This window comes from Devosia sp. LjRoot16 (genome assembly GCF_964252795.1).
Lineage (GTDB): Bacteria > Pseudomonadota > Alphaproteobacteria > Rhizobiales > Devosiaceae > Devosia_A.
On sequence record NZ_CAXUPH020000001.1, the window covers coordinates 1524337 to 1549684 of the forward strand.

Below are 25348 nucleotides of genomic sequence, written 5' to 3' on the forward strand. Positions count from 1 at the left end.
CTAGATTCTTTTGGGTTGGTTGGGCGATGACCGCGACGCCGGTGCTGAAACCGCTGCTTGAGACAGTGCTCGGGCAGCGCCAGGAGCGGTTGCCGATCTGGATCATGCGCCAGGCCGGACGCTACCTGCCGGAGTATCGGGAGCTCAGGGCCAAGGCCGGCAGCTTCCTCGATCTCTGCTACAACCCGGAACTGGCTGCCGAAGTGACGCTGCAGCCATTGCGGCGTTTCGATCTCGATGCGGCGATCCTCTTTTCCGACATCCTGGTGATCCCCGATGCACTCGGCCAGTATGTCCGTTTCGAAGCCGGCGAGGGACCAATGCTCGAGCCCTTGACGACAGAGTCGATCCCGCGGCTCGATCCCAAAGGGGCTTTGGAGAAGCTGAGCCCCATCATCGAGACCGTGCGACGGGTTCGAGCTGGCCTCAGTGCCGACAAGACCCTGATTGGCTTCTGCGGTTCGCCCTGGACGGTTGCCACTTACATGATCGGTGGGCGCGGTTCGTCGGATCAGGCCGCGGCGCGGGTGTTCGCCCTGACGCAGCCTGAGGCTTTTGCGAAGCTGATCGATACTCTGGTCGAAACCAGCATCAACTACCTGGCGGCACAGCTCAGGGCCGGCGCCGATGTGGTGCAGCTGTTCGAGAGCTGGGCGCTGAACCTCGATGAGGTGGCGTTCGGCAACTGGGTGATCGAACCGAACCGGCGGATCGTCGAAGGGCTTAGGAAGCTTGTTCCGGGGGCGCCGGTGATCGGCTTTCCGCGTGGTGCCGCGGGCAATCTGCCGGCCTATGCCAAGGCGACCGGCGTGAACGTGCTCGGGCTCGACTATGCGACGCCGCTTGGCTTTGCCGCCGAGTTGCCGGCAGGGCTCGGGGTGCAGGGCAATCTCGATCCGTTGCGGCTATTGGCCGGCGGCGAGCAGATGGATGATCGGGTGCGCCAGATCGTTGCGGCATTCCGCGGCCGTCCGCACATCTTCAACCTGGGGCACGGTATCGTGCCGGAAACGCCAATTGGCCATGTCGAGCGGCTGATCGCAGTGGCGCGGGGAGCGTAAGCGATGGAATGGGTCAAGGCGCTGCATATCCTGTCGGTGATCGCCTGGATGGCCGGGATGCTCTACCTGCCCCGGCTGTTCGTCTATCACGCCGATGCCGAGAAGGGGTCGGTACAGTCCGAGACCTTCAAGGTGATGGAGCGCCGGCTCTATCGGGGAATTACCACCCCGGCGATGATCGCCACCTGGGTGTTCGGGCTGTGGCTGGCTTTCGGCTTCGGGATCGTCGATTTCAGCCAAGGCTGGATGTGGCTCAAGGCCGTGATGGTGATCCTGCTGAGCGGCATTCACGGCTTTTATGGCCGGGTGCTGCGCGACTTCGCCAATGACCGGAACACCAGGCCGGCGAAGTTCTTCCGCATGATCAACGAGGTGCCGTTCGTCATCGCCATCGTCATCGTGATCTCGGTTGTGGTGAAGCCGTTCTGATGCGCGCCGTGAGCAGCCGTTGTTCCACGTGAATCCGCATTCCGCTTGAATGTGGCGAAGCTTTTAGCTATCTGAAGCGCACTGCCTGATCGATGGGCGCCTCCCCGGCGCTTTCCGGGCGAACCCCCCTCTCCGTACATTCCCGCCACTCACGATTGCCCAAGGGTCTTCCGCGCAATGGAAAATATGAAGCTCAGCGAGCTCAAGGCCAAGACGCCTGCTGAATTGCTTGAATTCGCCGAGACTTACGAGGTCGAGAACGCCTCGACGATGCGTAAGCAGGAACTGATGTTCGCCATCCTCAAGGAACTGGCGGCGCGTGAAGTCGACATCACCGGCGAAGGCGTGGTGGAAGTCTTGCCCGATGGTTTCGGGTTCCTGCGCTCACCGGACGCGAACTACCTGCCCGGCCCCGACGATATCTACGTCTCCCCTTCGCAGATCCGCCGCTTTTCGCTCCGGACCGGCGACACGGTCGAAGGCCAGATCCGGTCTCCCAAGGAAGGCGAGCGCTACTTCGCGCTGTTGAAGGTCAACACCATCAATTTCGAGGACCCGGAAAAGGTCCGTCATAAGATCAACTTCGACAACCTGACGCCGCTCTACCCTGATGAACGGCTCCGCCTCGAGCTGCCGGACCCGACGGTCAAGGACAAGAGCGCCCGGATCATGGATCTGGTGGCGCCGCTCGGCAAAGGCCAGCGCGCTCTGATTGTAGCGCCGCCGCGTACTGGTAAGACTGTATTGTTGCAGAATATTGCACAGTCGATCGCCATCAATCACCCCGAGTGCTACCTCATCGTGCTGCTCATCGACGAGCGGCCTGAGGAAGTCACCGACATGCAGCGCTCGGTGCGCGGCGAGGTCATCTCCTCGACCTTCGACGAGCCGGCGTCGCGTCACGTCCAGGTCGCTGAAATGGTGATCGAGAAGGCCAAGCGCCTCGTCGAACACAAGCGCGACGTGGTGATCCTGCTCGATTCGATCACCCGTCTCGGCCGCGCGTACAACACCGTGGTGCCGAGCTCGGGCAAGGTGCTGACTGGCGGTGTGGACGCCAATGCGCTGCAGCGCCCCAAGCGCTTCTTCGGTGCTGCCCGCAACATCGAAGATGGCGGCTCGCTGACCATTATCTCGACGGCGCTGATCGATACCGGCTCGCGCATGGACGAAGTGATCTTCGAAGAGTTCAAGGGCACCGGTAACTCGGAAATCGTCCTCGACCGCAAGGTTTCGGACAAGCGCGTGTTCCCCGCGATGGATGTCACCAAGTCCGGCACCCGTAAGGAAGAGCTGCTGGTCGAGCCGGATATCCTCAGGAAGATGTACGTGCTGCGCCGCATCCTCAACCCGATGGGCACGGTCGACGCGATGGAGTTCCTGATGGACAAGATCCGCCAGACCAAGACGAACTCCGACTTCTTCGACTCGATGAACACCTAAGCCAGGGCTTCGATGCGCGACGACGATACTATCGTCGCCCTCTCCTCCGGCGCCGTTCCCTCTGGAGTGGCAGTCATTCGGCTGTCCGGCCCGCTGGCCGGAGGTGTGCTGAGCGACATGCTCGGCGCCCTGCCCACACCCCGGCAGCTGAAGCTGGCGGATATCCGGATCGGCGGCGAAACGCTGGATCGCGGTCTCGTCGCCTGGATGCCGGGGCCGCAGAGTTTTACCGGCGAGGATTGTGCCGAGCTACAGGTGCATGGCTCGCCGGCCGTGGTGCGGGCCCTGCTCCGCAAGCTCAGTTCACAACCCGGTATCCGGCTCGCCGAGGCTGGCGAGTTTACTCGTCGCGCTTTCGAGAACGGCAAGCTCGACCTGGTCGAGGCTCAGGGGCTCGGCGATCTGATCGAAGCCGAAACCGAGAATCAGCGGGCCCTTGCCTATGCGCGGCTGGAAGGCGGGCTGACCCGGCAGGTCGAAGGCTGGCGGGAGCGGCTGCTCGATCTTCGCGCCGAGATCGAAGCGCAGATCGACTTTTCCGACGAAGGCGACGTCGGTGCGCTGCCGGAAAGTTTTGGCGCCGAGGTCGAGGCCTTGCGTGACGCCATCGGCGACGTGCTGGCAACTCGCGGTCAGGGCCGGGTCCTCCGCAGCGGCTTCCGCGTCGTGCTGGCCGGACCGCCCAACGCCGGCAAATCGAGCCTGCTGAACGCGCTGTCGCGCTCCGACGTCGCGATCGTTTCGGACGAAGCCGGCACCACGCGCGATCTGAAGGAAGTGCCGCTGGACGTCAGAGGGCAGTTGATCATCCTGATTGACAGCGCGGGAATCCGCGACACCACATCGAAGGCCGAGGCGATCGGCGTTGAACGGGCGAGGCAAGCCATGCTCAGCGCCGACCAGGTGCTGTGGTTGCGAGCGCCGGACGTGGCCGCTGATGACGTTCAGGAACCTGAGTTCGCCGGGGAGCCCGGCCCCAAGCCGCCGGTCGCCATAATCGGCACCAAGAGCGATCTTGGTTCGGTGCCCGGCGCCGACCTTGCCGTGTCCGTCAACACCGGCGCTGGCATCGCCTCCCTGCTCGACCGGCTCTACGAGGCCTCGGGTGCTGGTTCCGTGCAGGCATCGGAGTTGCTGGTCAGCCATGAACGAGACCGCGAGGCGTTACAGGGTGCAGTAGTCAGCCTTGGCCAGGTGGCGGGGCATCGGGAGAGTTCGGAGCTTGCGGCGGAGGACTTGCGCCAGGCGTCGTTCGCCCTGGAGCGGCTACTCGGTCGGATGGATGCCGAATCGGTGCTGGACCGGCTGTTCAGTGCCTTCTGCATCGGGAAATGATTCACGTGGAACATTGCCGGCGGCGGCCGGACGTTGATTCACGTGAAACATTGGACTAGACCCGCGCTCCAAAGGATTTCCTGAAATGAGCGACTTCGGCGTCATTGTTGTTGGTGGCGGGCATGCAGGCAGCGAGGCAGCTGCGGCCGCGGCGCGGCTTGGCGTGCCGACGGCGCTGATCACCCATAAGTTCGCGACCATCGGCGAGATGAGCTGCAACCCGGCCATCGGCGGCCTGGGCAAGGGCCACCTGGTGCGCGAGATCGACGCCATGGACGGGTTGATGGGCCGGGTCGCCGACGCGGCCGGCATTCAGTTCCGGGTACTGAACCGGCGGAAGGGCGCTGCGGTGCGTGGTCCCCGCGCCCAGGCTGATCGCAAGCTTTACCGGCAGGCGATGCAGGCGGCGATCCTCGCGCAGCCGAACCTCACCGTGATCGAAGGCGAGGTCGATGACCTGATCGTCACCAATGGTCGGATCGCCGGCGCGGTGCTGCTCGATGGGCGTCGCTTCGCGGCAAAGGCGGTGGTGCTGACCACCGGAACCTTCCTCCGTGGCCTGATCCACCGCGGCGAGGAGACGGTCCCGGCCGGTCGCGTCGGCGAGAAGCCGGTGCTTGGGCTGTCGACGCGGCTCGAGGCGCTGGGGCTGACGCTCGGGCGGCTGAAGACCGGCACGCCGGCCCGGCTGGATGCCACCTCCATCGACTTCTCTGGGCTTGAGGAGCAGCGCGGCGACGACCCGCCGGAGCCCTTCTCTGCCCTCACCGCGGCGATCACCACGCCGCAGATCAGTTGCTATATCACCCGAACCACGGCCGACACGCACCGCATCATCTCGGACAACCTGCATCGTTCGGCGATGTATTCCGGCCGGATTAAGAGCCGCGGTCCGCGCTATTGTCCCTCGATCGAAGACAAGGTGGTGCGCTTCGCCGACCGGGACAGCCACCAGATCTTCCTCGAGCCCGAAGGGCTTGATGACAACACGATCTATCCGAACGGGTTGTCCACCTCCCTGCCGGCTGAGGTGCAGGAGGCTTTCCTCAAGTCCATGCCTGGGCTGGAGAATGTCCGGATCATCCGACCGGGCTACGCGATCGAGTATGACTATGTCGATCCTCGCGAACTCCGCCCGACGCTGGAACTGCGGCGACTGCCGGGTCTCTATCTGGCCGGCCAGATCAACGGCACTACCGGCTATGAAGAGGCGGCAGCGCAGGGCCTTTATGCCGGCGCCAATGCCGGCCTTGCCGCGAAGGGCGCTGTGACCTTGCAGCTATCGCGGACCGAGAGCTATCTGGGGGTGATGGTCGACGACCTGGTGACGCGGGGGGTCAGCGAACCTTATCGGATGTTCACCTCGCGGGCCGAGTTCCGCCTGCATCTGCGTAGTGATAATGCCGACCAGCGGTTGACCCGGATCGCTGCTTCCGTCGGTCTCGTCGGCGGGGCGCGGCAGCAGCATTTCGAGGCTCGTTCGGCGGCCCTGACTGAGGGACGGGCGACGCTCGATCGGCTGCGGACCACGCCAACGGCGGCGCGCAAGGTCGGCCTGGCGGTGAACGCCGATGGGCACGAACGCAGCGCGTTCGAGTTGCTGTCCTATCCCAATGTTGAGGCGTCCAACCTGGTGCCGCTGTGGCCTGAGATCGCCGAGATCGCGCCTGAGATCCTCGATCAGCTGACGGTCGACGCTCAGTACGCCGTCTACCTGCAGCGCCAGGAGGCCGATATCGCTGCAGTGAAGCGCGATGAAAGCCGCGAGATCCCGGATTGGCTGGACTACGCGGCGCTGCCGGGGCTCTCGATGGAGATGCGGCAGAAGCTCGGGCAGCAACGGCCCGCAACGATTGCCCAGGCGCAGGCGATTGATGGCGTTACCCCGGCGGCGATCACGCTGATTCTGTCAGTGGTCCGGCGCGGCAGTCTGCGCCAGGCGAGTTGATGGACGATCTTACGCCCTATTCCGGTGCGCTTGCTCGCCCCGAAGCCGCGGTGCGTCGGGATCTGGAATCGTTTGCTGCGCTGCTGAAGAAATGGAACGCGGTGCAGAATCTTGTTTCACGTGAAACAGAGAATGCCCTGTGGACGCGACACGTCGTTGATTCGCTGCAGGTTCTGCCATTGCTTCGACCCGGAGATCAGCTCTTCCTGGACGTTGGCTCAGGTGGTGGCCTGCCGGCGCTGCCCCTGGCCATCGCCCTCAAGGGCGGCTCGGCGCGCTTCACACTGGTCGAGCCGATCGGCAAGAAGGTGGCCTTCCTCAGGCAAGTGATCCGGGAGCTTGGTCTGGCCGCAGGGGTGCATGCCGGACGGACCGACAGCTTTGATTCACGTGAAACACTCGGCGACCGCGCCGGCTTCGATGTGATCACTTCCCGAGCGCTCGCAGCGCTCCCGCTGTTGCTGGAACTTATCCACCCCTTCTTTGGGCCGGAAACCCGCGCGATCCTGCACAAGGGCAAGGATCATGCTGTGGAGGTCGAGGAAAGTCGTTTGGCGTGGGAGTTCGACGTGGTAATAATCAAGAGCGCCACCGACCAGGCCGGCGTGTTGCTGGAGATCAGCAATTTGCGACGGAAATCAAATAGTTAGCGGAAACGCTCGGAGGCCGTGCCTTGGCTCCTCGAATCCTGACCCTCGCCAATCAGAAGGGTGGGGTCGGCAAGACCACTACCGCAATCAACCTGGCCACGGCGCTCGCGGCGATCGGCGAGCGCGTGCTGATCGTCGATCTCGACCCGCAGGGCAACGCCTCGACGGGGCTCGGGATCTCGCGCGTCGATCGTGACGTCTCGAGCTATGACCTGCTGATGGGCGACGCCAAAGTGGCGGCGGCCGCGGTGATGACCAGCGTGCCGAACGTGGCCATCGTGCCGTCGACCCTCGATCTGCTCGGCGTCGAGCTCACTATTGCCCAGCAGGCGGACCGCGCCTTCCGACTGCGCGATGCCTTCCGAGCGATGAGCGACCTGACCATCAATGGCCAGGCGGTCAGCTATGTGCTGATCGACTGCCCGCCGTCGCTTAACCTCCTCACCATAAATGCGCTGGTCGCCGCCGATGCCGTGCTGGTGCCGCTGCAGTGCGAATTCTTCGCGCTCGAGGGTATGAGCCAACTGCTTCAAACCATTGAGCAAATTCGCACGACCCTGAACCCGCGCCTGTCGATACAGGGTGTTGTGATGACTATGTTCGATCGTCGCAACAACCTCAGCGAACAGGTGCTGGCCGATGTGCGCTCGGAGATGGGGTCGCTGGTCTATGATACGGTGATACCGCGCAATGTTCGGCTGTCGGAGGCCCCGTCCTACGGCAAGCCGGCGCTGCTCTATGACCTCAAATGTGCCGGCAGCCAGGCCTATCTGCGTCTGGCTACCGAAGTGATCCGGCGTGAGCGCCAGCTCATGGCCGCATAAGGAAGTTGGAATGAACGAGAAACCATCACGGCTCGGGCGTGGCCTCGCGGCGCTGATCGGCGACATGGCGACGATGGAGGGAGCGCGGCTGGCCGACGGCAGCAGCTCCAAGCGCCTGCCGGTCGACTTCCTGATCGCCAACCGCGCCAACCCGCGGCGCGACTTCGACCCGGCTCAGCTGGAAGAGCTGACCAGCTCGATCCGCGAGAAGGGCGTGATGCAGCCGCTGCTGGTGCGGCCGACCAATGATCCGAACCAGTTCGAGATCATTGCCGGCGAGCGCCGCTGGCGCGCTTCGCAGCGCGCCGGGCTGAACGATGTTCCGGTGATCATCCGCGATGTCGACGACAAGGAAGCGCTCGAACTCGCGATCATCGAGAACGTTCAGCGTGTCGACCTCAATCCGCTCGAAGAAGCAATGGGTTACGGTCAGCTGATCGAGCAGTTCGAGTACACCCAGAACGACCTGGCGCAGGTGATCGGCAAATCCCGCTCGCATGTCGCCAATACGCTGCGGCTCTTGAAGCTGCCCGACGACGTGCGCGGCATGCTGGCGAGCGGCGAACTGACCGCCGGCCATGCGCGCACGCTGATCACGGCGGACGATCCGGTGGCGCTGGCGAAGCGCATCGTCGGCGGTGGCCTGTCGGTGCGCGAAGCCGAGGTGCTGACGCAGCGCGAGATCAATGCGCCCAAGAAGAAGCCGGCAGCGCCCGAGCAGAAGGACGCCGATACCGCAGCGCTCGAGAAGCGGCTCTCGGACGTGCTGGGGCTGCATGTGGCGATCGATCACAAAGACCAGGGTGGCCGGCTCGAGATCCGCTACCGGACGCTGGAGCAGCTCGACGGCATCTGCATGAAGCTCACCGGGTACGGGGTGTAGACGCCGGCGGTTGTTTCACGTGGAGCGCGGGCGATAGGCTGGGGAGCGCGCCACACCGCACCCTCGCCCCTCTGGGGAGAGGGTTGCGAATGAGGCCGACGGCCTCGTTCGCGGGGTGAGGGGCGCCAAGCGCTGTATCCTCCGCAACTGATAGCAGCTCACACCGGTGTGCTTGGCTACCCCTCACTCTGGCCCTCTCCCCAGAGGGGCGAGGGGACGCGAGACAAACGGGCGGTGTCACGCTGCTGGCGCCAGGAAATGGGGTGCCCACTTCCACCATGCCATTCGAGCGTAGCTGTCATGGCCTCCTCACCTGAGATCGCTCGACTGGAGCGATTTCGCCGCTGGCGCGGCCGGTTCGGAATGTTTCACGTGGAACGTCGGGGCTAACGTTCTGCAGCCATTGTACAAATCGCCAACAGCGCGCGGCGGCTGATGGTGTCGGCGAGGCCGTAGCGCTTGCGGCTGTCGGCGACGGCAAGCTGCAAACGATCGAGTGCGGCGCTCAGTGCATCGTCACTCCACAGCCGCAGCTGGCGCTCGATGGCGGAGCGGCGCGAGAAGTGCGGCTTTGGCCGGGCATTGTCGAGCACGGCCCCGGGCGACTTGCCGCCGTCGACCTCGACGCGCCAGCGGCGCAGGGTGGTGAAGTGAGTGAGCGCGCTGGCGAGAATCTGCTGGGCGTTGACGCTCTGGGCGATGGCCCGCTCGAGCGCGGTATCGAGGTTGGCAGCGTGACCCGTCCCGGTGGCGTCGACAACTTCATCGAGCACCAGGGCGGCGTTGTCGGCGCAGAGCGTCAGCACGTCCTCGCGGGTGAGGAGCTTGGTATCGGCGGCAAACAGCACCAGCTTTTCCAGCTCACGCCGGGTGATTTCGCGGTCGTTGCCCAGGCTGTCGCGGATCGCTGCGACGGTGTCCTGGTCGGCGCGGATGCCGGCTTTGGAGAAGGTTTCCGAGATCAGACGCCCCAGCGATTCGTCGTTGTCCGGGTAACAGGGCAGGGCCCGGCCGAGCTTTGCCGCTTCCACCAGGGCGCGCAGCGGGTCCTTGGGGGTAAGGTTGCCGGCCTCGAGGATGATGATGGAACCTGGATCGTCTCGCAGTTCGGTCAGCGGCATCACCAGGGACTTGCCGGCGCCACGCACCCGAATCACCCGGCGATCGCCGAACAGCGAGGTGGTCTTGGCCTCGACGGCGAGACGCGACGGATCGGCATCGAGTTCGGCGCCGTCGAGCACGACCAGGTTCATGCTGTCGGCATCGTTGCCGGCGTAACGACGGGCAAGGCGCTGGGCGGTTTCGCGGACGAGGCCGGTATCGGGGCCGTAAGCGAGAATAATGCCGGCTTCGAGATCGGGGCGATCGACGAAGCGGGAAACCTCGTGCGCCTTCAGCGCCCCCATCAGCCGGCCGATTGGGCGAGGGCGCCGAGCAGGGTCAGTCGCACCGTCTCGGCCAGCTCGCGCGCTGCACGTTCGGTGGCCTCGCGCTCGGCCTCGCTGGCGGCGAGGGCCTGACTGTCCGTGGTGTAGAGCGCGGCGGCCGAGCGGCTGGTCGAGAGGATGACCGAGCCATCCGTGCCGATCAGCTCGATCTGCGCGGTGACCACCATTTCCCGCTGTTCGGACGGACGAACCACGCTGGAGCGGGTGAGCTTGCGGCCGGCGTTCGAGGTGGTGATGCGAACCGTCGGGCTCGCGGCGTCAGCGGCTTTGCCGAAGCGGAGCGCCAGCTCCTGATAGATGATCTGCTCGGCCCGGCTGTTGGGCTTGGCGTAGTTGAGCGGATGCCGCTCGGTGCCGATGCCGCGTTCACCATAGACCGGAGTCAGCCCGGTGCAACCGGCAAGGGCCGTCGCGCCAAGCAGGCTCAGCGCGAAAACCGCATTACGAAGCAACAGCTTAGATGACCACATTGACGATCCTGTCGGGGACGATCACCAGCTTCTTGGGCGGCTTGCCTTCCAGCATGCGGGCAACCGCTTCGAGTGACAAGACCTCTTTCTCGACCAGCTCCTTGGCGGCGCCGACCGGCACGGTGATCTCGCCGCGGCGCTTGCCGTTGACCTGGACGGGCAGCACGACAGTGCTATCGACCAGCAGTGACTGGTCGGCGACCGGCCAGGGGGCGTCGACCACGAGACCAGTCTTGCCGAGCGCGGCCCAGCAGGTTTCGGCGAGGTGCGGCATCATCGGGGCGACGAGTTGCACCAGGCGCTCCACCGCTTCGCGGAAGGCGTCACGCTGCGCCGGGGAGACGCTCGAGGCCACCGACTGCGAGAACTTGGCGATGGCATTGGACAGCTCGTAGATCTGGGCGACGGCGCGGTTGAAGCGCAGGCCTTCGATCTCGCCGCCGACATTGGCGACGGCGCGGTGTACCACCTTGCGGAGCTCAAGCACGCCGGCGTCGCTATCGCCCTTGAGGCGGGCCGCGATGTCGTCCTCGAGGTCGAGGAAGTCGCCGACCAGCTTCCAGACGCGCTGCAGGAAGCGGCTGGCGCCTTCGATGCCGGCCTCGGTCCACTGCACGTCGCGCTCCGGCGGCGAGTCGGACAGCATGAACCAGCGGGCGGTATCGGCGCCGTAAGTCGAAACGATCTCGTCGGGGTCGACGACGTTCTTCTTGGATTTGCTCATCTTTTCGATGGAGCCGATGGCAACGGCTTCGCCGGTTTGCCGCATGCTGGCGCGGCGTTCGCCATCGACCTGTTCGATCCGGATGTCGGCCGGCGAAACCCATTCGCCATTCGGACCGGTGCCGAGCTGGTAGGTCTCATGCACCACCATGCCCTGGGTGAACAGCCCCTTGAACGGCTCATCCAGATTGAGGTGGCCGGTCTGCTTCATGGCGCGGGTGAAAAAGCGCGAATAGAGCAGGTGCAGGATCGCGTGCTCGACGCCGCCGATATACTGGTCGACCGGCAGCCACGTGTTGGCGATGCCCGGAATCGTCGGCGTGTCGGCATGCGGCGCGGTGAAGCGGGCAAAGTACCAGGAACTGTCGACGAAGGTGTCCATGGTGTCGGTTTCGCGCGTCGCCGGTCCCGCGCATTTCGGGCAGGCGACATGCTTCCAGCTCGGGTGGTGGTCGAGCGGGTTGCCGGGGCGGTCGAAGCTCACGTCCTCAGGCAGGACCACCGGCAGGTCCTTGTCGGGCACCGGCACGGCGCCGCAATTCTCGCAGTGGATCACCGGGATCGGACAGCCCCAGTAGCGCTGGCGCGAGACGCCCCAGTCGCGCAGGCGATAGTTCACCTCGACCTTGCCCTGCGGCAGGTTGTCGACGGTGCGCTCGGCGAAGTGCGCGGCAATGGCTTTCTTGGCGGCATCGATCTCGAGCCCGTCAAGGAACTCGGAGTGGTAGATGCGGCCCGGGCCGTTGTAAGCCTCTGAATCGACTTCGAAAGTTGCTGGGTCAGCGCTCTCTGGCAGCACCACCGGGAGCACCGGCAGGTCGTAGCGACGGGCGAAATCGAGGTCGCGCTGGTCATGCGCCGGACAGCCGAAAATGGCGCCGGTGCCGTAATCCATCAGCACGAAGTTGGCGATGTAGACCGGCAGCGTAGCGCCGGGCTTGACCGGGTGCTTCACGTGCAATCCGGTGAAGATGCCGAGCTTTTCCGCCTTGTCGATGGTCTCGGTGGCCGTGCCGTGGCGGCGGGTCTCGGCGATGAAGGCCGCAACCTCAGGGTTGCCCGCGAGGCTCTGGGCCAGCGGATGATCAGCCGAGATGGCGATGAAGGAGGCGCCGAAGATGGTGTCGGGGCGAGTGGTGAACACCTCGATCGAGCTGAATTTCTGCCATTGCTCGGTCAGCTCGAACAGCAGGCGCAGGCCCTCGGATTTGCCGATCCAGTTGCGCTGCATGACGCGCACCTTCTCGGGCCAGTGGTCGAGGGTATCGAGCGCTTCCAGCAGCTCTTCGGCAAAATCGGAGACCTTGAAGGCCCATTGGTTCAGCTCGCGCTGCTCGACAACCGCGCCGGAGCGCCAGCCGCGGCCATCGACGACCTGCTCGTTGGCGAGCACGGTCATATCGACCGGGTCCCAGTTGACCTTGGATTTCTTGCGGGTGACGAGCCCCTCGCGCAGGAAATCGAGGAACAGTTTCTGCTGCTTGGAATAGTACTCGACGTCGCAGGTGGCGAACTCGCGGCTCCAGTCGATGCCGAGACCAATCGACTTCAGCTGTTTGCGCATCGCGGCGATGTTGGCATAGGTCCAGCTCTTGGGGTGGACCTTGTTCTGCATGGCGGCGTTCTCGGCCGGCAGGCCGAAGGCGTCCCAGCCCATCGGGTGCAGCACATTGCGGCCCATGGCGCGCATATAGCGCGCTAAAACGTCGCCCATGGTATAGTTGCGCACGTGCCCCATGTGGATGCGCCCCGAGGGGTAGGGGAACATCTCGAGCACGTAGTAGGGCTTGCGGCTATCATCGTGTTTGACCTCGAAGGACTTGCCGTCCTCCCAGGCCTTCTGCCAGCGTGGCTCTTCGACACGCGGATTGTAGCGCTCGGTCGTTCTACCAGTCACTTCGGGAAGTCCTTAAAGCCGCAGATTACGTTGCGTTATTGGGGGTTTTTGGCTACCGGACCTTCATCAGAATTCCGTTAACCGGTCAACAGAGAGGGCCATGCAGAACGCCCCGGAAAGTCTCGAAATCATCCGTGCCCGGATCGAGCGGGCGCACCAGCGCTTCGGCCCGCCGCCGGATCGGGTGGAGCTGGTCGCTGTCTCCAAAACCTTCGATGTCGCAGCAATCCGGCCGTTTCTTGACGCTGGGCAGCGGGTGTTCGGGGAGAACCGCGTGCAGGAGGCCAAGGAAAAGTGGCCGGAGCTGCGGGCTTCCTATGACGGCATAGAATTGCATCTGATCGGCCCGCTGCAGACCAACAAGGCGCGCGAAGCGGTGGCGCTGTTCGACGTGATCCAGACCGTTGACCGCGACAAGCTGGCGGGCGTGCTGGCTGAGGAGATGAAGCGGGCGAGCCGGCGCCTGCCGGTTTTCGTGCAGGTCAATATCGGGCTCGAGGAGCAGAAGGCCGGGATCGCGCCGTCCGACGCCGCGGCGTTCGTCGGCCGTTGCAAGGATTTGCATGGCCTCGATGTAATCGGGCTGATGTGCATTCCGCCCGAGGCCGATCCGGCCGGGCCGTATTTCGCGCACTTGGCGTCGCTGGCGCGCGACGCTGGGGTCGAGAAGCTGTCGATGGGGATGAGCAGCGATTTCGAGACGGCGATCGCCATGGGCGCGACGCATGTGCGGGTCGGCAGCGCGCTGTTCGGGCATCGGGGATGAGTGCCGGCTGGCTCGGCCTCGCCGAGGCGGAGCAACTGGTGGCCGAGCGGCTGGGCGCGAGCCCAAGAGCCGCACATTCGCGGTTCGTTGGCCTCGTGATGCAGCGCCTGGCAACCAAACTCGGCGCCGATGCCGGGCTGTGGCGGATCGTCGGGCTGGCGCACGATCTCGACTATTTTGCCGTCGACGGCGACTGGAGCCGGCATGGCGTGCTGGCGGCGGAGTGGCTGAAGGGGCGGCTGCCGGACGAGGCGCTGACGGCGATCGCAGCGCACGACCATCGCACCGGGCTGGAGAGCGCAGCACCGATCGCCGAGTGCCTCAGGTTGGCAGACGGTCTCGCCGTGCTGGATGAGGATGCCGGCCGGGATCGCACGCTGGCCGCGCTGGCTGGCGGATCCATCGCCGATATCGTCGGCCACCGCCGGTTTCTGATCGAGATCATCGCCGGCAACGCGGCGAGGCGCGGCGTGGAACTGGCCAGGCTCGGGCGGCTGCTAACGGGGCTGCCAAGGCAGGGCTAGCCGCGGTCCCCGAGCTGCTATGACGCCATAGCACCGCACTGCGACCCTTCTGGGAAGCAATACTTCACGCAGGGTTACTTCGTATGTCGGCGCCGATATTCGGAGTGTGAAGCTTACATGACACTGCTTTTCGTTGTCGTCGGGTCGTGATAGCGTCTGTGTCTCTGCCGATACTTACTATCCACATGTCTCTGTCCGAGGTGAGTGCCTGCCATGGTGGCAAGGCGCCGCTTGTGCTTTCGGGAGCAGCGGAATGGCTGGCGAGTTTCAGGTTACGGGGAAGAATGCCGCGGCACTGTTTACGTTGAAGGTGCACCGCGGTGACGGCATGGCGCTGCTAGCCATGAATTGGCGCAACGGCAAGCCACCTGAGGATTTTGTCGGCTTTGCCATCGAGTACCGGGTGCCCGGCGGCACGCGCTTCCTCGCCGTGCATAACCGGATCGCCTTCCCGGGGCCGGGCGGTGCGGTCAATCCCAACAAGCTGTCGTCACGGCTCTCGCCGATCCAGAAGTTTCGTTGGGTGCACTTCCCCTTCAATGCCGAGATTCCGGGCGAGTACACCTACATGGTGACGCCGGTGTTCATGGCGGACGATGGGCAACTCAGCTACGGCGAGCCGCAGCTGGCCGATATCGAGCTCAGGCGCGAGACCTATCCGGGGGCGATCAACATTGCCTATACGCGCGGCTTCGTCTCCTCGCAGGCCTTCGTGGATCGGTACGAGAAGCATGGGTCGATCTCGACGCTGCTGCCCGCGAGTGCCGATGACGGGCTGACCTTCACGCCGACCCATCCCAAGACCGAGGAGGCGCTCACCTGGATGGGGTTCGAAGGGCGCCACGCGATCTACGAGACCCTCGACGAAGCGATCGCCGACCCGGGCGCCAAGGTATTCGTCGTCGCCTACGACCTCAGCGAGAAGGGCTTTGTCGATAAGCTGCGGCAATTGGGGCCGCGACTGCGGATCATCATCGACGATGAGGGCGACCACGGCGACGCGCATTCGGGGGAAACCCAGTCGGCTGACCTGCTCATCGCTTCGGCGGGGGCGGCCAACGTCAAGCGCCAGAATATGGGCAGGCTGCAGCACAACAAGATGATCGTGGTCGATGGCGCCCAGGTGAAGAAGGCCATCGGCGGCTCCACCAATTTCAGCTGGCGCGGCTTCTATGTGCAGTCGAACAACGCCATGATCTTCACCGGCGCGGCGCCGGTCACGGTGTTTCGCGAGGCGTTCGAGGACTTCTGGACCGAGGCCGGTTTTGCCACCAGCCGCTCGGCCCTGTGGCGGGACCTGGGGATCGCCGGGGTCGACGTCAAGGCGACGTTCTCGCCGCATGCGCCGGCCAATGCGCAGCTCAAGAAGATCGCCGCCGATATCGACACCGCCAAGTCGAGCCTGCTGTTCTCGCTGGCTTTCCTCTGGCAGACGCCCGGGGTCATTCGGGACGCCGTAGGGCGGGTGCGCGACAACAACCAGCGGTTCGTCTACGGCATCTCCGACAAGAAAGTCGGTGGGCTCGATGTGCAGAAGCCGGACGGCAACCCGCCCGCGGTGTTTCCCACCGCGCTGCTGAAGGGCAGGACCCCGGCGCCGTTCAAGGCAGAGCCGGTGGGCGGCAGTGGCAACCGCATGCACCACAAGTTCGTGGTGATCGATTTCGACAAGCCGACGGCCCGGGTCTATCTCGGCTCCTACAATTTCTCGAAAGCTGCAGACGACACCAATGGCGAGAACCTGATCCTGGCGCGCGATCGGCGGATCGCGGTGTCCTACATGGTCGAGGCGTTGCGGATGTTCGACCACTATCACTTCCGCATCGCCCAGCAGGAGGCCAAGGCCGCCGGCACCAAGCTGCAGCTGAAGTTTCCGCCCGCCGCCCCGGGACAGGACCCCTGGTGGCTGCGTGACTATACCGACGTGCGCCGGATCAAGGATCGCCTGATGTTCTCCTAGGCGTGAGGCGGATGCTATGGCGTCATAGCGTCCGTCCGGCATGCCGAACCGGCTTCAGGCCGCAATGACCAGGCGCTGCCAGCGGCCGGGGGTCATGCCGAAAGCCTTGAGGAAGTGGCGGTGGAAATGGCTCTGGTCGGCGAAGCCAGTCTCGGCGGCGACAGCGGCTATGGACTGGCCTGCCGCAAGCAGGCGTCGGCCTTCGGTGACCCGACGCATGGTCAGGTAGCGGTGCGGACTGGTGCCGAAGCGGGCCCGGAACTGGCGCGAGAGCGTGAAGCGATCGAGGCCGGAGACCGCTTCGAGCTCATCGGAGCGGATCGACTGCAGTCCGGCATGGTTGAGGAGCTCCGCCACCCGCGCCAGCGCCACCAGGTCGAGCAGCGATGCTCGCTTCGCCGGCGCATCGGCACGACGCAAGAGGCCCTCGGCGAGCTCGGCCACCACCTGGTCGGCCAGCAGGGGCTCGAGGGTGTTGTCCATGTCGCCAAAAGCTTCGAGCAGCGCCGAACGGAGCACGAGGTCGTCGACCACAGGGGCGGCAACGAAGGGCAGGCCGGCATTCTGCAATCCGGCCTGCACCAGCGCCGGGTCGAGGTAGAGCATGCGGTAGGTGAGGCCCTGTTCGGTGCCGGCGCCGCCGTCGTGGATCTCGTCGGGGTGGAGGATGATGACCTGGCCGGGCAGCGAGGCCCGGACCTCGCCGCGATACCAGAAGCTCTGCACCCCGCGCAGGGTTACACCGAGCGCATAGGTATCGTGCCGGTGCCGGGCATAGGCATTGCCGAGGAACCGCGCTTCGATCCGCTCCATGCCCGGATAGCCGGGGGCGGAGCGCACGACGTCGGCGGCCGCGCTGCACAAACGTTCAAGACCGATACCGGTCTCTGCGCCTAGGACCGGCGGCACGTCAGCACCTCTGTTCCGGGTTTCCACCATGTTCGACACCAAGATCGCCATCGTATTGCGCGAGGATCTCGCACCGTGGCAAGCGCTCAATGTTACCGCATTTCTTGCCGCCGGAATTACGGCTCAGCACCCCGAAATTATCGGCGAGCCCTATATCGATGGCGCCGGCAACCGCTTCAGTTCGCTGTCGGTGCAGCCGGTGATCGTTCTCGCGGCGGATGCCGAAGCGATGCGAAGCATCCATCGGCGCGCCCTGGAGCGCGGCATCGTGACCTCGGCCTATATCGAGGAAATGTTCGCGACCGGCCATGATGCGGCCAACCGCGAAGTGTTCGCGCAGTTCGCACCGGAGGATGCAAGGGTCGTCGGCATCGGGTTGCGGGCCGAGCGGAAGCTCGTCGACAAGGTGGCCAAGGGAGCAAGGATGCACCCCTGACGCGGCCCGGCCGCACTCCTATGGCGTCATAAGACCCTCAGGTTGCGGCTGCTGTGTCGATCAAACTGCCTGCAGCTCGAACATCGTCAGCTCAGCACCGGACAACGCGAGGGTCGCCGCGGGCTGGGCGATGCCGTTCAGTTCGAGCCGGGCCGGCGGGTCGGTGAAGGCCAGCTTGATCGGGCGAGAGCCCTTGGAGATGACGCGCACGACGTCATCGGATACCGCGATTTGGAAGCCGTGGTGCTGGAGCGTGGTTCTGTGCTCGAGGCCGGCGACGAGGAGGACCGAGGTCCCGGCGGCATCGAGGTCGGAGGGCCTCCTGGCGCCGAGGCGGGCTTCGTGCTGGAAGGCCAGGGGGAGAGCGGCGCCTTCACGGAGGAAGACCGGGATCTCTTCGAGCGGAGCCGCGACCTGGTGAGTTTGCCCGCCGTCATACCAGCGGTTCTGGAACAGGTGCCACCAGCGGCCCGCGGGCAGGTAGACTTCGCGGGCGGTATCGCCCTCCCGAATGATCGGGGCGACCAGCAGGTAGCGGCCAAACATGTACTGGTCCCACAGCCCGGCCGCACGGCGATCGCCCTCGAAATCCAGCAGCATGGCGCGCAGCAGCGGCTGATTTTCGGCGACGCACCAGGCGGCCTCGCGCTGGAGATAAGGCAGCAGCGACATGCGGAGGTTGGCGAAAAAGCGGTAGCCGCTGAGCGCCCGCGCGTCGCCGGAGCGTTCGGCGATATTCCAGGGGGTACGGTCCTGGTTGAATTCGGCCTTGCTCTCGGCGTGGTACTGCATGATCGGGGAGAAACACGCCATGGCGGCCGAGCGCACGTAAAGCTCGGCGCTCGGCACTTCGCCGGAGAAGCCGCCAAGGTCCCAGCCCCAGAAGATCACCCCCGACATGCCGGCTGAGAGGCCGGCGAGGATCGAGCGTTTGAACGCATCCCAGGTCGAGCGTTCATCGCCGGCCCAATGGGCCGGGAAGGTCTGCGCTCCCGTATAGCCGGCGCGTGAAAAGCAGATCCCGCCATTCTGCCGGGCGAACCGGTAATAGGCCGAGATGTAGTCGCGCGGATAAGCGTTGCGGTGCTCGAGCCCGGTACGGCCGTCGGCGAAGACGAGGTCGTTGCCCCAGACCATCTCGCCGCCGTCGGTCTTGAAACCATCGACGCCGAGTTCGTCGATCAGATACTGGCGCTTCGAAAACCACCAATCGCGGCCGGCGGGGTTGGTGAAATCCATCAGCAGGCTGTCCTTGAACCACCCCTCAGGCAACCGCAGCGGCGTGCCATCCGGGTGTTTCACGCCAAACCCTTCGGCGAAGAAATGGCTTTCGTCATTGCGCTTCTGGGCGTGCTTCAGCGCCGGGGACTGCTTGATGATCGGGATCTGCCACAGGATCAGCCGCAGGTCGTTATCGTGGAGATGCGCGGCGAGGCCTTTGGGGTCGGGCCAGCGACCCCATTCGGGGAAGCTGAAATCACCATAGGTGAAGGCCTCGGCGCCTGGCTTTTCGGCGTATTGGGCGTCGTTGAAGATGTAGAAGGTCGCTTCGTCCGACCAGGCTTCGATGACGAGGACCGTGGCCGGGATCTCGTGCTCGAGGGTGAGCGCCACCTGCTTCCGTACCTCGGCCTCGCTGTCCCAGTTGTTCGAGGACATCCAGGGGCCGAGGGCCCAGGCGGGAACGGGTTCGGGATCGCCGGTGAGCGCCATGAACTGGCTGACCTGCGCGGCGACGGAGCCGGTCAGGAGGTCGATGGCGAGGTGGGCGGCTTCGACCCCGAAGCGGGTTTCCCCTGCCATGCCGAGGTCGAACCAGGAATAGGAATCGGTGGCGAGGTGGAGGCCGAAGCCGGCGTCGGTATAGCCGACCGGCATGGGCATATAGGTCCGTAAGCCCTGTTCCTTGTACTGGTTGTAGACGAACTGATCGACGCGGTTGCCCGCCTGGTTCAGCGCGTTGTAGCGCTCACCGAAACCGTACCAGCCGCAGGGCGGGTGGGTGAGGGTGGCGGAAATCTCACGGATGGTGCCGTCGCGGGCCTCGAGCCAGGAGATATCGGTGAGGGCGACGGCGCCCAGTTGCAGCGGGAGCGTCGTGTCGCCGGCACTTGGGGTGATGTCGATGCGGCCGTCAATGACGGTGACGCGCACCGGGGCGCTGCCCTGCTGCCGGCGCCGAAGCGTCTCGTAGACGAACGGTCCCTGGATGACCTCCGGATGCTCGGTGAAGCGGATACGGTATTCGACCAGTGATCCCTGAGGGGTGCGAGGGAGGATGAACTCCCAGCAATCGCCCTTGAAGCTGCCGGCAATAGCAGTTGCGCCGACGACGAGCTCGAGCGGCTCGTCCACCGACAGCGGCGAGGCCTGGGCGCGGACGATCACCTCGTCGGCATCGGTGATGAGTTTGGGGAAACGCTCTTCGAGCAGCGGCTCGTAGCGGTTGCCATTGCCATCGGGAGCGTGGCGGATGAAGCGGGCCTCGAGCTGGCCGAGGGTCTTGAGGCGCTGGGCGACGATGGGCGCCGGCGTCGCGGCGAGCAGTTTTCGGCTTTTGGCGTAGCTGCCCTGCTCGGCATAGTACCAGGCGAGGAGCTGGCGGTCGGCCGGTGTGGCGCTCGCCAGGCGATCGGGTGCCGTGAGGGCGCGGACCGCGTCGACCAGCACCAGGTCCTCGCAGTCGAACAGGCCGAAGGGCACGGCGGCGAGCAGCACGTCGAACTCGAGCGTCGCCTTGTCGGAGGACGACATCAGCGCGCCGAGGCGCACATGGTTGGCATAGACGTGGTTCTTCACCCGGCCGACGAGGCGCGTGGTGCTCTCGTCACGCGACAGGTGGTTGGTTTCGCGCAGGGCGGCGGCCCACAGCGCCACGACCCAGGTGTCGGTGAAATGGTTCTGGTTGGGCGAGAGTTCGCGCTCGAGGCGGGCAGTGATGGAGGTGCGCAGTGCCGCGGCCTTGGCGGAGCGGAGCAGCGTCAGGTTGCCGGTGAGGGCGGCGAGGTAGAGGGCGAGGGCGGCTTCGACCGGATCGGTGGGATCGGCGTCGGCGAGGCGCGCGGCGATCTGCGGGGCGACCGGGGCCGGGTCACGCAGCAGCTCGGCATAGAGCTCGAAGAACCAGGGGTGGCGGGTGGCGAGGGCGGGTTCGCGAGCGTCGGTGGTCATGGCTGGTTCCGGTGTGAGTGGCCGAGAGCCCGGGGACTCCCGGCCTTGCCCTTTGGGAGGCAACTGGGTGAAGGAAGGCGTGCCGACTGAGAGAGACGGCCCCCTCCCGGCCTCCCCCACAAGGGGGGAGGTGAAGTGGAGCTTGTGGCTCGATCGAGCCACCACACCGGCAGGGCACCTCCCCCTTCATGGGGGAGGATGGGAGGGGGCCGTCTGCCGGCAGTCGGCGCTTAGAGCAGCCCCTCGATCGCCGCCTTGGCATCCTTCAGCGCCTGCTCCGGCGTCTTCTGGCCGAGCTTGGCGGCTTCGAGTTCTTTGCCCACGGCGTCGGTCAGCTGGTTCCAGTTGCCGATCACCGGCGGGACGACAGCGGTGTCGAGCGCCTCAAACACCACTTCGCGGCTTCCGGGGACCGGCTGGTCGAGATAGCCCTGCACGGCCGCGGCGTCGGAGACAGCGGGGAGTTCCCAGCCGGCGGCGATGCGGAGGTCGACGGCGGCCTTACTCGAGGTGAGGAACTTGATCCACTGGTAGGCTTCGGCCGGGTGGCTCGAATTGGCCGAGACAGCGACGCCGTTGGCGAAGAAGTGGTGCGCCTTGTTGGTCTTGCCGGGCTCGAGCGCGATATCCCAGTTGAACTTGGCATTCTCGGTGAAATCGCCGAGCAGCCAGATGCCGGTGCGGAGCATGGCGATCTTGCCGGCCTTGAATAGATCCTCCGAGGACTGGCCGGCCATTTCGACGTCGGACGGGGTGACCTTGTACTTACTCACCTTGTCGATCATCCACTGGAGCGTTTCGACGTTCTGCGGCGAGTCGATGGTGACGGTCTTTTTGTCGGGCGAGAGGATCGAGCCGCCGTTCTGGGCAATCGTCTTGTAGAACTCCCAGAACTGGATCGGCGCGAAATCGCCCCAGACACCGGCGCCGGCATTGGTCAGCTTCTGCGCCGCGGCGAGCTCTTCGGTCCAAGTCCAGTCGGCAGTCGGGTAGGCGACGCCAGCGGCGTCGAACAGGTCCTTGTTGTAGAACAGGACGACGTTGGAGAAGCTCTCGACCAGGCCATATTGCTTGCCATCCTGGGCGAAGGCGGCGAGCGCGGTCGGGTTGTAGACCGAGGTCGAAAAGCCGGTATCGGCTGCAATCAGCGGGGTGAGGTCGGCGAGCGCGCCCTTTTCCGCGTAGGTGACGAAATTCTCGAAGTTGAGTTCAAAGGCGTCGGGCGCTTGCTTCGCGGCAACGACGGTCTGCAGCTTGGTGAAATAGGCGTCCCAGGCGGCGGTCTCATAGGTGACCTTGATGCCCGGATGCTCGGCCTCGAAGGCGGCGATGGTGGCGTCGAGTTCCTTCAGATAATTCGGCGCGGCCGAGAAGGTCATGTATTTGATGGTCACGTCCTCGGCGAGTACCGGGGTGATGAGGGCGCTGGCGAGCAGCAGCCCGGTGAACGTTCTACGCAGCATGGTCTTTTCTCCTCCTTGAGACCTTGGTTGTTTTCGTTAGTCGTTACTTGAGCCCGGTGTGGGACAGGCCCTTGATGATGAAGCGCTGGGCGAAGACGTAGACGGCGATGATCGGCAGCGTGGCGATTACCGCGCCGGCCATCAGCACGTTCCAGTCGGTGGTCCAGCGGCCCTGCAGCGCGCTGAGGCCCAGCGGCAGGGTCATCATGGATTGGTCGGTGGTGATGATCAGCGGCCACAAAAAGCTGTTCCAGCTGGCCATGAAGGCGAACACCGCGAGGGTGGCGAGCGCCGGGCGCGCCAGGTGGATGGCGATGGTGAAGAAGATCCGGATATAGCCGGCGCCATCGATGAAAGCGGCTTCCTCGATCTCCTTGGGCAGCCGCAGGAAGAACTGCCGGAGCAGGAACGTGCCGAAGGCGCCGAAGCTCGAGGGCAGGATCAGCGCCTGGTAGGAATTGGTCCAGCCGAGCCAGTTCATGATGATGAAGAGCGGGGTGAGGGTCACCTGCTGCGGGATCATCAGCGTCGCCAGATACGCGTAGAACAGCACGGTGCGGCCGCGGAATTCAATGCGCGCGAAGGCGTAGCCCGACATGGCGCAGAACAGCACCATCAGCGCGGTCGAGGTGACCGAGACGAAGATCGAGTTGACGAGGAACTGGCCGATCGGGGCGCTGTCGAACACTTTGGCGTAGTTGTCTGATGTCGCCGGGTCGGGCAGCCAGTTAGGCGGGGTGACGAAGGTGGCGCCGGCGGTCTTCAGCGAGGTGGAGACCATCCAGGCGAACGGCAGCAGCATGACCACCGCGCCGGCGATGAGGATGGCGTAGGTGGCGACGTCGGGGAGGGTCACGCCTCGGCGCTTCCTCTCGAGCACGGAGTCATTCCCGCGAAAGCGGGAACCTCCGTTTGCGGTGTCTGTCGCACGCTCAGCCAACAGAGGTTCCCGCTTGCGCGGGAATGACTCGGTGGGTGTGGCGAGATCAGTCGTCACTGTGGGGTTCGCCGGCTCAGCCATCGGACCGATCCAGCTTCTTCTGCAACAGGTTCTGCGCGATGGTCACCGCGAAGATCAGGGCGAACAGCACCCAGGAGATGGCGGAGGCGTAGCCCATCTTGTAGTAGCTGAAGGCGTTCTTGTAGATCAGCTCGACCATCACCGAGGTGGCGCCGGCCGGGCCGCCCTGGGTCATGATCCAGACCTGGTCGAACACCTGGAACGACGAGATCAGCGAGATGGTGGTGACGAAGAACGTGGTCGGCGCCAGCATCGGGAAGGTGATCGACCAGAACCGCTGCCAGGGCGTCGCGCCATCGAGCGCGGCGGCTTCGTAGAGCGGCTCGGGAATATCCTGCAGGCCGGCCAGATAGATCACCGTGACGAAGCCGATATCCTTCCACACCGAGGTCAGGATGACGCCGGTCATTGCCCAGGCCGGGTCGAACAGCCAGCCCGGCCCTTTGATGCCGACGGCGCCGAGCGCGAAATTGACCAGCCCGTATTGCGGGTTGAGCAGCCACTTCCAGATCAGTGACACGGCAACCCACGAGGTCACCACCGGCACGAAGTAAATGGCGCGGAAGACGACGCGGCCACGGATGCGGCGGTTGAGCAGCAAGGCGAGGCCGAGCGCGATGATCACCACCGAGGGCAGGTATCCGAGGATGAAGGTGAGGGTGTTGCGCAGCGCCCCGAGCACCGCCGGGTCGGCGAGCGCGGTGACGTAGTTGTCGATGCCGACCCAGCTGATCTCGCCGATCAGGTCCCATTGCGAAAAGCTGAGCACCAGCGAGGACAGCACCGGCGCCATCAGGAACACCACCATGCCGGCAAGGCTGGGCAGCAGCAGTACGGCCAGCGCGAGATACTTCGAGCGATCGGCGGCAGGGCTCATCTTGCCCCTCGCTGGCTGACGCTGTCACGCTCGACGATGGCGACATCGACAAAACTGTCGCGCGGGGCGTCGGTCTTGTTGAGGATGGCGCTGATCAGCCGGCCGGCGAGCTGGCCCTTGCCGAGGATCGATTGATCCATGGTGGTGAGCGCGGGGTAGACCATGCGCGAGATCGACAGGTTATCGAAACCCATCACCGAATAGTCCTCGGGGATGCGCTTGCCGAGCCGATGCAGGCCGGCGAGGAGGCCGGCCGCGATCAGGTCGGCGGTGCAGAAGGCGGCGGTGGTGTCGCGGAGCGCCACCAGCCCTGCAGCGGCCTCAACGCCCCAGTCGAAGGTGACTGAGCCGGAGAGGATGCGGGCCGGATCAAAGCCGATGCCGGCCTCGGCCAATGCCCGCTTGTAGCCGTCGACGCGGTGCTCGATGACGCCGTCGGTGCGGATCACGCCGGTCACCAGCGCCACCCCCGAGTGGCCCTTGCCGATCAGGTACTTGGTGGCGCGGTAGGCAGCGGCCTCGTCGTCGACGCCGAGGCGGTAGAAGCTGGGGTCGTCGATATAGCTGTCGATCAACAGGGTCGGCAGGGCGAGTTCGCGCAGCCGCTCGTAGAGCGCTTCACGATAGACGCCGAGCACGATCAGCGCGTCCATGTTCCAGTGCGAGAGGGTGTCGAGCTGGGCGTTGCTCTCGCCCACTCCCGACAGCATCATGTAATAGCCGTTGGCGCGCAGCGCGCTTTCGATGCCGGAGATCATCTCGGCATAAAACGGGTTGTCGAGCAGCAGCTGGTTCTGGTTTTCGGTGAATGGGATGATCACGCCCACCATGCGCGAGGCGTTGGAGACGAGGCTGCGGGCGCTCATGTTGGGGCGGTAGCCCAGCGTCTTCACCGCCGCCATGATGCGCTCGATGGTCTCCTCCGAGGCCTTGGCGCGGCGGCCGTTGATGACGTTGGAAACGGTCATTGGCGAGACGTTCGCGGCGAGCGCAATGTCCTTGATCGTGGCCCGTGCCAAGTCGCAGATCCTCCTCTGAGAGCCGGGTGCAGCTCATCGGTTTTGCGTTAAACCAGCCGGCCCGTGGTTCCGCGCGACGATTCTTGCTTCG

General features: G+C 65.0%; 21 protein-coding genes. 12 read left to right on the forward strand and 9 right to left on the reverse strand.

Annotated elements, in window-relative coordinates:
* Window positions 1–26: 26 nt before the first annotated feature.
* The 8 genes from hemE (at window position 27) to ACSQ23_RS07185 (ending at window position 8573) form a co-directional block, all read left to right on the forward strand.
* On the forward strand, window positions 27–1061 hold the full coding sequence (hemE, locus tag ACSQ23_RS07150) for a uroporphyrinogen decarboxylase (protein WP_436090175.1): 1035 nt from the start codon (window positions 27–29) through the stop codon (window positions 1059–1061).
* A gap of 3 nt (window positions 1062–1064) precedes the next feature.
* On the forward strand, window positions 1065–1490 hold the full coding sequence (hemJ, locus tag ACSQ23_RS07155) for a protoporphyrinogen oxidase HemJ (protein WP_436090176.1): 426 nt from the start codon (window positions 1065–1067) through the stop codon (window positions 1488–1490).
* A gap of 177 nt (window positions 1491–1667) precedes the next feature.
* A complete protein-coding gene (rho, locus tag ACSQ23_RS07160) occupies window positions 1668–2933 on the forward strand; it encodes a transcription termination factor Rho (RefSeq protein WP_055874583.1) in 1266 nt (421 codons plus the stop codon).
* Window positions 2934–2945: 12 nt separating this feature from the next.
* The gene (gene mnmE / locus ACSQ23_RS07165) at window positions 2946–4268 is read left to right on the forward strand and encodes a tRNA uridine-5-carboxymethylaminomethyl(34) synthesis GTPase MnmE (RefSeq protein ID WP_436090177.1); all 1323 of its coding nucleotides are present in this window, start codon (window positions 2946–2948) and stop codon (window positions 4266–4268) included.
* A gap of 85 nt (window positions 4269–4353) precedes the next feature.
* On the forward strand, window positions 4354–6216 hold the full coding sequence (gene mnmG, locus ACSQ23_RS07170; protein WP_436090178.1) for a tRNA uridine-5-carboxymethylaminomethyl(34) synthesis enzyme MnmG: 1863 nt from the start codon (window positions 4354–4356) through the stop codon (window positions 6214–6216).
* A complete protein-coding gene (gene rsmG, locus ACSQ23_RS07175; protein WP_436090179.1) occupies window positions 6216–6866 on the forward strand; it encodes a 16S rRNA (guanine(527)-N(7))-methyltransferase RsmG in 651 nt (216 codons plus the stop codon). Before mnmG ends, rsmG begins: the two co-directional genes overlap by 1 nt.
* A gap of 23 nt (window positions 6867–6889) precedes the next feature.
* Window positions 6890–7690 carry a ParA family protein gene (locus ACSQ23_RS07180; RefSeq protein WP_055994150.1) on the forward strand — a complete coding sequence of 267 codons (801 nt, stop codon included), beginning with the start codon at window positions 6890–6892 and terminating at the stop codon, window positions 7688–7690.
* Window positions 7691–7700: 10 nt separating this feature from the next.
* On the forward strand, window positions 7701–8573 hold the full coding sequence (locus ACSQ23_RS07185) for a ParB/RepB/Spo0J family partition protein (protein WP_055874597.1): 873 nt from the start codon (window positions 7701–7703) through the stop codon (window positions 8571–8573).
* Between the two features lie 386 nt (window positions 8574–8959).
* Here the strand turns inward: ACSQ23_RS07185 and holA are convergent, their stop codons facing one another.
* The 3 genes from holA to leuS are packed head-to-tail and all read right to left on the reverse strand — an operon-like array spanning window position 8960 to window position 13111.
* Window positions 8960–9979 carry a DNA polymerase III subunit delta gene (gene holA, locus ACSQ23_RS07190; RefSeq protein ID WP_436090180.1) on the reverse strand — a complete coding sequence of 340 codons (1020 nt, stop codon included), beginning with the start codon at window positions 9977–9979 and terminating at the stop codon, window positions 8960–8962.
* Window positions 9979–10491 (reverse strand): LPS assembly lipoprotein LptE, encoded by a 513-nt coding sequence (lptE, locus tag ACSQ23_RS07195; RefSeq protein ID WP_436090181.1) that lies wholly within the window; start codon window positions 10489–10491, stop codon window positions 9979–9981. The genes holA and lptE overlap by 1 nt, the downstream gene beginning before the upstream one ends.
* Entirely contained in the window at window positions 10478–13111 is a 2634-nt protein-coding gene (gene leuS / locus ACSQ23_RS07200; protein WP_436090182.1) for a leucine--tRNA ligase, read from the reverse strand. The genes lptE and leuS overlap by 14 nt, the downstream gene beginning before the upstream one ends.
* A 100-nt stretch (window positions 13112–13211) precedes the next feature.
* Here leuS and ACSQ23_RS07205 point away from each other — a divergent pair, with 100 nt between their 5' ends.
* The 3 genes from ACSQ23_RS07205 (at window position 13212) to ACSQ23_RS07215 (ending at window position 16361) form a co-directional block, all read left to right on the forward strand.
* Window positions 13212–13877, forward strand: coding sequence for a YggS family pyridoxal phosphate-dependent enzyme (locus tag ACSQ23_RS07205; protein ID WP_436090183.1), 666 nt, complete (start codon window positions 13212–13214; stop codon window positions 13875–13877).
* Window positions 13874–14401, forward strand: a complete 528-nt coding sequence (locus ACSQ23_RS07210; RefSeq protein ID WP_436090184.1) for an HD domain-containing protein — start codon at window positions 13874–13876, stop codon at window positions 14399–14401. Before ACSQ23_RS07205 ends, ACSQ23_RS07210 begins: the two co-directional genes overlap by 4 nt.
* Window positions 14402–14654: 253 nt before the next feature.
* Entirely contained in the window at window positions 14655–16361 is a 1707-nt protein-coding gene (locus ACSQ23_RS07215) for a phospholipase D-like domain-containing protein (RefSeq protein ID WP_436090185.1), read from the forward strand.
* Window positions 16362–16415: 54 nt separating this feature from the next.
* Here ACSQ23_RS07215 and ACSQ23_RS07220 read toward each other — a convergent pair whose 3' ends face one another.
* Entirely contained in the window at window positions 16416–17270 is an 855-nt protein-coding gene (locus ACSQ23_RS07220) for an AraC family transcriptional regulator (RefSeq protein WP_436090186.1), read from the reverse strand.
* A 28-nt stretch (window positions 17271–17298) separates the two neighbouring features.
* Here ACSQ23_RS07220 and ACSQ23_RS07225 point away from each other — a divergent pair, with 28 nt between their 5' ends.
* Entirely contained in the window at window positions 17299–17706 is a 408-nt protein-coding gene (locus ACSQ23_RS07225) for a DUF2000 family protein (protein ID WP_436090187.1), read from the forward strand.
* Window positions 17707–17766: 60 nt separating this feature from the next.
* Here ACSQ23_RS07225 and ACSQ23_RS07230 read toward each other — a convergent pair whose 3' ends face one another.
* The 5 genes from ACSQ23_RS07230 to ACSQ23_RS07250 form a co-directional block, all read right to left on the reverse strand.
* Window positions 17767–20877: a TIM-barrel domain-containing protein gene (locus ACSQ23_RS07230; protein WP_436090188.1), complete on the reverse strand. Its 3111-nt coding sequence runs from the start codon at window positions 20875–20877 to the stop codon at window positions 17767–17769.
* Window positions 20878–21107: 230 nt separating this feature from the next.
* Window positions 21108–22340, reverse strand: coding sequence for an ABC transporter substrate-binding protein (locus tag ACSQ23_RS07235; RefSeq protein ID WP_436090189.1), 1233 nt, complete (start codon window positions 22338–22340; stop codon window positions 21108–21110).
* 43 nt (window positions 22341–22383) lie between these two features.
* Window positions 22384–23196: a carbohydrate ABC transporter permease gene (locus ACSQ23_RS07240; protein ID WP_436090190.1), complete on the reverse strand. Its 813-nt coding sequence runs from the start codon at window positions 23194–23196 to the stop codon at window positions 22384–22386.
* A 157-nt stretch (window positions 23197–23353) separates the two neighbouring features.
* On the reverse strand, window positions 23354–24238 hold the full coding sequence (locus ACSQ23_RS07245; RefSeq protein WP_436090191.1) for a carbohydrate ABC transporter permease: 885 nt from the start codon (window positions 24236–24238) through the stop codon (window positions 23354–23356).
* On the reverse strand, window positions 24235–25257 hold the full coding sequence (locus tag ACSQ23_RS07250; RefSeq protein WP_436090192.1) for a LacI family DNA-binding transcriptional regulator: 1023 nt from the start codon (window positions 25255–25257) through the stop codon (window positions 24235–24237). The genes ACSQ23_RS07245 and ACSQ23_RS07250 overlap by 4 nt, the downstream gene beginning before the upstream one ends.
* Window positions 25258–25348 lie beyond the last annotated feature (91 nt).